We start from the raw sequence: 9,220 nt of genomic DNA on the forward strand, positions 1-9,220 counted from the left end.
GCCGGCCGGCGGCATGCCCGACATGGGTGGCATGGGCGGTATGGGCGGCATGGGCATGGGCATGTAATTCGCCCCGCCCGGGCGCCTCGAATCCGGCCGGTCTCCGGCCGGGGTCGAACCCCGATCCCCGTCCTGCGGATTTCCGCAGGGCGGGGATTTGTTTTTTGGGCGGCCGATCGGGCGCCTTGGGGCTGAGCCTGGTCAACGTGGGGCATCCTGCCCTGTGCTAGACTCGAACGGATTTGTATCGGAATTGGACGGCGAGAACGACTGGAGATGTCTGCAGGAGACGCGTGACAAACGCGTAAGCGGGCAATGGGAGGCCCGCGGGGCGCGGGTGCTGTGCCTTGCCCGGTGCGCATGAAAAAGACGGCGGGGGAGTGGCCCGTCGGGCGGCCCAATCCCCCGAGGCTTTGCCGCAGCTTGCGCCACGCCATCACCCCCGAGACCGAGTAAAAGGAGAACAGCGGTCGCACTATGCCGGTAGCCGCTTACTCAAAACTTACACCTCAGCTTCGAACAAAAAGACCATGCGGATTCTGTTGGCCGAGGACGACCTCATCATCGCGGACGGCCTGACCCGGGCGCTCAAGAAGGCCGGTTATGCCGTAGATCACGTGCCCAATGGCGCCGAAGCCGACGCCGCGCTGCTCGGGCAGAGCTTTGATCTGCTGATCCTCGACCTGGGGCTGCCCAAGCTCTCGGGCATCGAGGTGCTGCGCCGCCTGCGCAGCCGCAAGTGCACGATGCCGGTGCTGATCCTCACCGCCCAGGACGGCGTCGAGGATCGTGTCCGCGGCCTGGATGCCGGCGCCGACGACTACCTCACCAAACCCTTCGCCCTGCCCGAACTCGAAGCCCGCGTGCGTGCCCTTACCCGCCGCGGCACCGGCCAGGCCCGCTGCATCGAGTACGCCCGCCTTGCGTACGACCAGGCCGACCGGGTGGTGAAGATCGACGGTCAGGTGGTCGAGCTTTCCGCCCGCGAAGTCGGCCTGCTGGAGGTGCTACTGCTGCGCGCCGGCCGGCTGGTGAGCAAGGAGCAGTTGGTGGATCACCTGTGCGGCTGGGGGGAGGAAGTTTCCAACAACGCCATCGAGGTGTACGTCCATCGCCTGCGCAAGAAGCTGGAGCACAGCGGCGTGCAGATCGTCACCGTGCGTGGCCTGGGGTACTGCCTGGAAAAGCCGGATGTGGTCGCCTAGGTGGCGCAAGGCGGCGGCCGAAGATGCCGCCGCAGACGGCAAGGCCTTCAACTCGCTGTTCGGCGAGATCCTCGACTGGATGCTCGCGCCGCTGCTGTTCCTGTGGCCGATCTCCATCATCGTCACCCACAACGTCGCCAACAGCATCGCCAACCAGCCCTATGACCAGGCCCTGGCGGTCAACGTGCGGGCCATTGCCCGGCTGGTGAAGGTGGAGGGCACGCTGGCGCGGGTCAATTTTCCCGCGCCCGCCCGGCTCATCCTGCGGGCCGACGAGGACGACACGGTTTACTACCAGGTGCTCGGCTTCAAGGGCGAGCTGCTGGCTGGCGACAAGGACATCCCGCCCATCGCCGCGCCCGACAACGTCGAACCCGATCTGGTGATGTTCCGCGACGAGCAGATCGCCGGTGAGGAAGTGCGCGTCGCCTACCAGTTCCTGCAACCGCTGGACGGCGCGCCCAGCCGGCTGGTGGTGCTGCAGGTGGCCGAAACCCGCAACAAGCGCAGCACCCTCGCGTCGCGGGTCGTCACAGGTGTGCTGCTGCCCCAGTTCGCGATCATCCCCATCGCGGTGATCCTCGTCTGGCTGGGCCTGTCCCGCGGCATCGCGCCCCTCAACCAGTTGCAGAGCCTGATCCGCCGCCGGCGCCCGTCGGATCTGTCCCCCATCTCGGTCTCCGGCGTGCCCGAGGAAGTCCGCCCGCTCATCATCGCCTTCAACGACATGATGGCGCGGCTTGAGGAGAACCTGCAGGCCCAGCAACGCTTCATCGCCGACGCCGCCCACCAGATGCGCACCCCGCTCACCGGCCTGCGCATGCAGACCGACCTGGCGCTGATGGAGACTGACCCGAAGCAGGTCCACCGCTCCCTCGTGCAGATATCCCAGAGCGCCGAGCGGGCCGGCCACCTGATCAACCAGCTGCTCTCCCTTGCCCGCGCCGAAGCCAGCTACGAGAAGATCTACGCCGTCGAGCGGGTCGATCTCGAATCCCTGCTGCGCAACATGCTCAGCGACTTCGTGCCGCGCGCCCGCCAGAAGGACATCGACTTCGGCCTCGAAACCACCGGCGAGCCGCTCATCATCGAGGGCAACCCGGTGCTGCTGGGCGAGCTGCTCAAGAACCTCATCGACAACGCCATCAAGTACACCCCCGAAGGCGGCTGTGTGACGGTGCGCACCCTCGCCACCGAGCGGGCCATCGTCGAGGTGGAAGACACCGGCATCGGCGTGCCCGAAGCCGACCGCGAACGCGTCTTCGAGCGCTTCTACCGCGTGCTGGGCAGCACCGAGAGCGGCTCCGGCCTCGGCCTGCCCATCGTCCGCGAGATTGCCGACCTGCACCGCGCCACCGTCAGCCTCATCCCCAACCCCAGCGGCAAGGGCACCATCGCCCAGGTCGTCTTCCCCCGCGCCCGAGGCGCCGAAGACGACACCACCCCGTCCCGTGCTACCGCCGGTCAGTTCCCCCCGGGCTGAATCCAGGTTGCGCACAAATATTGGCGAAATTATTTGACAAGCCCCTGATAGGGGGCTATTATGCGCGCTCTCTCAGGCCAGTTAGCTCAGTTGGTAGAGCAGCGGATTGAAAATCCGCGTGTCCGTGGTTCGATTCCGCGACTGGCCACCAAAGATTCAAGTAAAAACGCCGACCCAAGTGGTCGGCGTTTTTGCGTTCACGAGGCTGAAATGCTGGGCCGGTGGGCGCCGGGGGCGGTCGTGCCGCTGGCGCCCCGGGAGCCTCGTCTCAATATTGCAGCAGCAGATTCAGATTGCTCGTGAAGTCCACGTCCGATACGAGTACCGGGGTCAGCTGGTTCGAGGTGTTGATGCGGTATCGCCTGGAGACGGTCCGGGTGTGGGCGCCGGAGGCGCTGTAGTAGAGGCTGGTGACCGATACGAGGGCGGTGGTGGCGGTGTCGGCGGCGAGGCTGTAGGTGGTGCGCATGGTGCCGATGAGGCCGGTCCTGGTGTTGTCGGCGTAGCGGGTGGCGGTGAAGAGGGTGCCGAGGTCGCCGACGCGGGCGGCGGTCGGGATGGCGGGGGTGCCCTGGATCACCGTGTATTCGCTGGTGCTGGCGCTGCCCTTGGGGACGTAGTTGGTGTCGGTCCAGTCGGTGGTGGAGGATGCGAGAGGCAGCGTGATGCCATTGACCACGACGCTGCCGCTGACGGTGGTGGTGCGCTGCAGGGCAGCGGTGCCTTCGAAAGTGCCCGCGGTGACGCTGCCGGCGGTTTCGGTGCCGCTGCCGGTGACGGCGAAGCCGTTCGAAGTGCCGCTCACGCTGAAATTGCGTACGGAAGGCGTGACGAACTCGCTGCGCTGGGCGCTCTGCAGATTGAAGCTGGCGTCGGATGCCACCGGTGCGGGCGTGTTGCCGCCTCCGCCCCCGCAGGCGGTGAGTGTCAGGGCACAGGAGAAGGACACGAGGAGGGTTTTGTGCTGCGTGTTCATGATGTCAGGGCCGCCGGCGAGTGATTGGGTCAATGCAAAATGATACTTTCCAGATGGGATGTGTGGCGAAGCGCATATGCATTCTGAAGTATTTGCGCTGCCCGATCTGGTCGCCCTGATGGATGTGGGCAGGGCGGCCAGCGGAGCCCGCCCGATCCTGCCAAATCCGGTCGGCCGCGCCCGGTTTTCTTCCCTTTGTAGGGGCGGTTGCCGGAGAGCTTGCGCCAGTGGCTGTGTTGCCTTGCCCCTTGCGCTGGTGCGGATATCCGGCCTGCCGGCGGCTGCCGGAGCGCTCTCCGACGCCCGGCGGGGCAGCTCAAGTTGCTCCCGATTTTGCCGTACAGGCAGATGGACCAGAAATGGCGCAATGGCAGTGAGTTGCCGTTCCGGGAGGTCACTGCCGTTCCGGGACTGAGAGGGGTGAAGGTTGGGATCGTGTTTTGTGGAAAGTTGAAGGCGCAGCTCGAGGCGGCGGAGGCGAGGCTGGTCGAGCAGATGGCGGTCAGCCGCGCGCTGGATCGTTCTTCGGCGGTCGTCGAGCTGAGCCCGGACGGCCTGGTGCTCTCGGCCAACGACAACTTCTGCGCGGTGATGGGCGTCCGCCGGGACGACATCGTCGGCCAGAAACACGCCAGCCTGTGCGACGACGACTATGCGCGCAGCGTGGCCTACCAGCAGTTCTGGGCCGATCTGCGCGCTGGCAAGTATTTTCAGGGACGTTTCCGGCGGCGCCACGGCTCGGGCCGCGTCGTCTGGTTGGAGGCGACCTACAACCCGGTCGCCGACGAGAAGACCGGGCAGATCGTGAAGGTGATCAAGTTTGCCGCTGACGTGACCCGGAGCGTCGAGGAGGCGGCCCGGATGACGGCGTTGGTGAAGGCGATCGAGCGGTCGATGGCGGTGATCGAGTTTGCCCCGGATGGCACCATCCTGCGCGCCAACGACAACTTCCTGGCCACCATGGGTTACACCGAGCGCGAGGTCGTCGGGCGCCCGCACCGGATGTTCTGCCTGCCGGACTTGGCCGACAGCGTCGGCTACGAGAACTTCTGGCGCGATCTGCGGGCCGGGCGCTTCTTCACCGGGCAGTTCTGTCGGCTCAACAAGCGCGGCGATCAGGTCTGGCTGGAGGCGAGCTACAACCCGGTGTTCGACGAGGACGGGCAGGTGGTGCGGATCGTCAAGACGGCGTCCGACGTCACCGCCCAGGTGCAGCGCTATCACGCCGAAAAGGAAAGCACGGCGATGGCCTCGGCCGCTGCACTGGAGACCGAGAAGATTTCGGCCGACGGCGAGGCGATCATCCTCGAGACGGTGGCCAAGATCCTGCGGATATCCCAGTCCGTGGATGACGCGGCGGTGCAGGTGGCGGCGCTGGGGCAGCGGACTTCCGAGATCTCGTTGATCACCAGGACGATCAAGGAGATCGCCGACCAGACCAACCTGCTGGCCCTCAACGCCGCCATCGAGGCGGCGAGGGCGGGCGAATCGGGGCGCGGTTTCGCGGTGGTGGCCGATGAAGTGCGCAAGCTGGCCGAGCGCACGGCCAAGTCCACCGAGGAGATCACCGGCATGGTGGTGGCGATCCAGACCGAGAACAACGCGGTGACGGCGAACATGAACGCCAACCTCACCGAGGTGGCGGCCGGCGTCGCCCTCGCCAACCGGGCCGGAGAGGCCATCAAGCTCATCCGCCAGGATGCCCGTAGGGTGGTGGATGTGATCCGCGACCTTTCGGAGACCGTCGGCGCCGATTCGCGTCCGGGGTGATGCGGGAGGGGAGTTGAGGCGCATCGTCGGCTGACGGCGTGGTTTGAAGCCAGAACGCCGGCCTGCGGGTCGGCGTTCTGGCGTTGAGGCGAGTGAAGCCCAGGCGCTTGTCGGCGGCGGCGGTCGTGTCGAAGACGTTGCGGTCTGATCGGCGGCCGAGGCCCGCGGCGCCCGCGAGCGCCATGAGCGGGGTGGTTGCCGGCGCGCCCTGCGGGTCATATCCTTCAGCCCCTCGCGTTGCCCCGGCTCCCGGTGGCAGGGCGGAGGCCGTAACGTCTGGAGTGAATCTGAATGGCTGCCCCCGGTTTTTTCAATGTGGACGTGGATCGTCTGGATACCTGGACCCGCTATCGCAGCGGCTTGTGCAACGACTGCGCGGCCAATTGCTGCACGATGCCGGTGGAGGTCCGGCTGGCGGATCTGGTGCGCCTGGAGGTGGTGGACGCCTTCGAGGCCGAGCACGAGGCGCCCAAGCAGATCGCCCGGCGGCTCACCAAAGCCGGGTTGGTGGGCCATTTCAATTTCCGCAACAGCATCTTCACCCTGGCCCGGCGGGCCAGCGGGGATTGCCTGTTTCTGGATGCGACCACCCGCCGTTGCACGGTGTACGAGCGACGCCCCGACACCTGCCGCAAGCATCCCCAGGTGGGGCCGCGGCCGGGTTACTGCGCCTACGGGCCGCGGGCGAAGGGCGTGTGAGGATCTGTGGCGGGCCGGCCCATGACTCAGGCCTTCCTGCAGGCAGGCCCGCCGGCTCGGGCCGGTAGCGCGCGATCCATCGCCGTACCAAGACGCTGGCCTGATCGGTGGTAGTCCGGCTCAGCGGCCGGGGCGCGGGGGGATGTCCGGGAAGTGGACTTGGGCGAAGGGGCTGTCCGAAAGCCCCGCCGTGGCTTTGGATCCTTGGCGGGGCCCAGATTCGAGGGCCTGTCCCGGCGCGGAGCGGTAGCGCACCGCGCCGATTGTGGCTGGTGTGGGCTCAGAAGGAATAGGTGGCCATGAACCACAGCCTCGGGCTGCGGTCGCTGGTGTCGGCGGATGCCGGGCCGCCACGGGTGCGCCAGGCCAGGGTGCTGTCGATGCTCCACTGCTTGTAGTCGACCCGGACGCCCGCGCCGCCGCCGGCGATGCTGCGGCTGGTGCTGGAGGCGGTATCCCACGGCCTGGCGTTGGTGTCGCTGCGGCCGGCGTCGTAGAAGACGAAGGGGGTATAGGGGCCGGCGAGGTAGCGCAGCTCGATCTGGCCCAGCCAGCCCCGGTCTCCCATGCCTTCGCCCAGCGGGTAGGCCCGCACGCCATAGATGCCGCCGAGGCCGAAGCGCTCGGACGAATCCAGGTTCTGGCTCGTCCATTGGGCCGAGTAGCGGCCGTACAGCGCGAAGTCGCCGGGCAGCTTCTGGATGCGGGCGATGTCGAGGTTGTACTTGTTGAAGTGGCCGGCAGTCTGGGCGGTGGCGGCATCCGTGGCGGCGAAGGCGCCGTTCAGGTTGAGGTTGCCGCTGGTCCAGGTGGCCATGCCGTAGGTGATGCCGCCGCCGCCAAAACGGTCGCGGTGGTCGAACTGCATCGCAACCGGCCAGCTGTTGCTGGATTTCTCGTTGACGGTGCCGGTGGCGCCGTAGCGGTCTTCGAGTCTCTTGTTCTGGTAGGCGCCGGACACCGTGACGTTGGAGGCCTGGGAGCGCAGGATCGGGTAGCTCAGCCGCGCGGTGGTGACCTTGGCGAAGCCGGTGGCGTCGAGGGCGGCAAACTGGCCGCCCAGCTGGTAGTAGTTGTCGCCGTAGCCGATCTGGCCGCGCAGGCCGGAGCCGCCGATGGGGGCCTCGTAATCCACCGAACCGAGCCACATGCTGTGGTCGCTGACCATGCCCCGCAGGGTCAGGCGGTCGCCGAAGAGCATCTGGCTGTTGGCGTTGAGGGTGGCCTGGAAACGGTGCTCGCCGGTGTAGCGGCTGCCGGCGTTGTCGATGCCGATCTGGCCGGAGTAGTTGGATTCGCGCTCGACCTTGACATTCAGGTCGCCGGCGCCGGTCTGCTGGCCCGGGCTGATGACGGGCATGATCTTGATGCCCGGCTGGTTGCCCAGGATGAGCATGACCCGTTCGAGGTCCGTGCTCTCGATCACCCCGCCGGTCTGCAGGGCGCCGAGGAACTTCTGGCTGCCGCTGGCGAGCCAGGCGTCGGACGAGGTGGCCTCGACCTTGCCGTAGCGGCCTTCGAGCACCTGAATGCGCAGCACGCCGTCCTTCATGTCCTGGGGCGGGATGACGCTGCGCGTGAAGGGGTATCCCTTGCTGCGGTAGTGGGTGGTGATGCGGTCGGCCAGCTCGCGCAGGCCGGCGAGGTCGAAGTGACGACCGGAGACGTCGCCGATCGCGGTGGCGAGCGTGGCCTGGTCAAACAGGGTGTTGCCGGTGATGGCGACGGCGTTCAGTGTCACCTGGGCGCCGCCCGGGAGCGTGACCGCGGCGCTGCCCGGCATCTGGATGTCGGGCACCTTGCTGGCGCCCGGCTGGGCAGGCGGACGCTTCACTTCCTGGAGGATCTGGCCGGCGTCCGGCGCGGTCTGCGCGAAGGCGGGCAGGGACAGCAGGGCAAGGCTTAGGCTCGAGGGCAGGAGTCTGGTGGTCATTTTTTTCATGGCATCAATGGGGTTGCAGTGGCGCGTGATGGACGGGCCCGGATCAGCTGGCGCTTTGAGGCGCGCAGCCGGCCGGGGCGGGGCTCGCGTTATTGCAGGCTGCTGAGTCCGTTGGTGTTCACGCCGCCGTTGATGACGAAGATGTCGGTGGGCTTGAAGGTGCCGCCGCTGAAGTTGTTGACGTTGATGTCATCCGCCGCGCGGCCGTTCGATGCGCCGCCGCTGCGGTTGTCCCGCGGAGCTTCGCCGGCGCTGGCCGTGGTGCCGTTGCCGGACTGGGCGCCGGTGGTCGGGGCGACGGAGACGTAGTTCACCGTGTTCGGCGTGCCCGGCGGAACGGCGTTGCTGCCGAGGGCGGGCGTGCCCTGACCGGTCGGGCCGTTGCCGACCGCCACGTAGTTGAGGCTGTCAGGCGTGGCGACCGGCGGCGTGCCGGCCGGCAGGGCTGCGGTGTTGGTCAGGAACTGCTGCACCTGCACGGGTTTGGGCAGGTATTTCTGCGGGTCGGACGGCAGGCTGTTGTTGATCGTCAGCGCGCCGTCGCGGAAGCTGATGGCGTAGTTGCCGGCAGTCAGGCCCTGGGGCGTGATGGCGTAGCTACCGGCGCCGGTGGCGCCCTGGCTGTTGCCGCCGTAGCCCAGCGTGCCGCCCAGCACCGTGGCCGATTCGCCATTCACGAAGCCACTGAACACGACCCCGTTGCCGCCAGCGTACGGCACGCCGTTGGCGTCCTTGCTGGCGTTGTTGGCGGTGACACTGAGCGGGGCCGGGGTGATGGTCAGCGCGGTGCCGTTGCCGGGCGCCTGGACGAAGACGTAGTTGCCGTTGTTGGCGCTGAGGCCACTGCCGTTGATCCCGTGCCCGCCGGCATTGCTGGCCGCGTTGGCGGCGGTGCTGAAGGCGAGGCCGCCGGTGGTGGCGCTGGCCAGGGTCTCGCCACCCACGAAGCCGCTGACTGTGCCGGTGAAGGCCGGGTTGTCGGCGCCGTAGCTGCGGGATGTGGCTGCGGCCGTCAGGGTCAGCTGGGCCGGGGTGATGTTGGCGGCGAGCGGCGCGGTGACGTCGGTGATCTCGTAGTTGCCAGCATCCGTGCTGCCGAGGCTGAGGCCATTCAGGTTGGCGGTGACGGCCTTGCCGGTGCCGAC

7 protein-coding genes and 1 tRNA gene are annotated in these 9,220 nt (G+C 67.5%); 5 read left to right on the forward strand and 3 right to left on the reverse strand.

The features are described 5' to 3' along the window. The first annotated feature begins 530 nt into the window (after positions 1-530). The 3 genes from Q0672_RS02690 (at position 531) to Q0672_RS02700 (ending at position 2,839) form a co-directional block, all read left to right on the forward strand. Complete coding sequence (locus Q0672_RS02690; RefSeq protein ID WP_153163178.1) at positions 531-1,205, forward strand: response regulator transcription factor; 675 nt, start codon at positions 531-533, stop codon at positions 1,203-1,205. Beyond that, positions 1,192-2,688 carry a sensor histidine kinase gene (locus Q0672_RS02695; RefSeq protein WP_298619437.1) on the forward strand — a complete coding sequence of 499 codons (1,497 nt, stop codon included), beginning with the start codon at positions 1,192-1,194 and terminating at the stop codon, positions 2,686-2,688. Before Q0672_RS02690 ends, Q0672_RS02695 begins: the two co-directional genes overlap by 14 nt. A 75-nt stretch (positions 2,689-2,763) precedes the next feature. Then, positions 2,764-2,839 (forward strand) — tRNA-Phe (locus Q0672_RS02700). A 117-nt stretch (positions 2,840-2,956) separates the two neighbouring features. On the opposite strand, the gene Q0672_RS02705 is transcribed toward Q0672_RS02700, so the two are convergent. Continuing rightward, entirely contained in the window at positions 2,957-3,664 is a 708-nt protein-coding gene (locus tag Q0672_RS02705) for a hypothetical protein (RefSeq protein ID WP_298619439.1), read from the reverse strand. Positions 3,665-4,114: 450 nt separating this feature from the next. On the opposite strand from Q0672_RS02705, the gene Q0672_RS02710 reads away from it, so the two are divergent. Next, entirely contained in the window at positions 4,115-5,434 is a 1,320-nt protein-coding gene (locus tag Q0672_RS02710; RefSeq protein ID WP_298619442.1) for a methyl-accepting chemotaxis protein, read from the forward strand. Between the two features lie 291 nt (positions 5,435-5,725). Then, positions 5,726-6,133, forward strand: coding sequence for a YkgJ family cysteine cluster protein (locus Q0672_RS02715; protein ID WP_153162705.1), 408 nt, complete (start codon positions 5,726-5,728; stop codon positions 6,131-6,133). 280 nt (positions 6,134-6,413) lie between these two features. On the opposite strand, the gene Q0672_RS02720 is transcribed toward Q0672_RS02715, so the two are convergent. Both Q0672_RS02720 and Q0672_RS02725 read right to left on the reverse strand, forming a co-directional pair. Next, positions 6,414-8,066: a ShlB/FhaC/HecB family hemolysin secretion/activation protein gene (locus tag Q0672_RS02720; RefSeq protein ID WP_298619446.1), complete on the reverse strand. Its 1,653-nt coding sequence runs from the start codon at positions 8,064-8,066 to the stop codon at positions 6,414-6,416. A 98-nt stretch (positions 8,067-8,164) separates the two neighbouring features. Then, positions 8,165-9,220, reverse strand: a 1,056-nt coding sequence (locus Q0672_RS02725; RefSeq protein WP_298619449.1) for an MBG domain-containing protein, incomplete at its 5' end; no start/stop codon positions are given.

The organism is uncultured Zoogloea sp. (genome assembly GCF_937894855.1).
GTDB classification, from domain to species: Bacteria; Pseudomonadota; Gammaproteobacteria; order Burkholderiales; family Rhodocyclaceae; genus Zoogloea; species Zoogloea oryzae.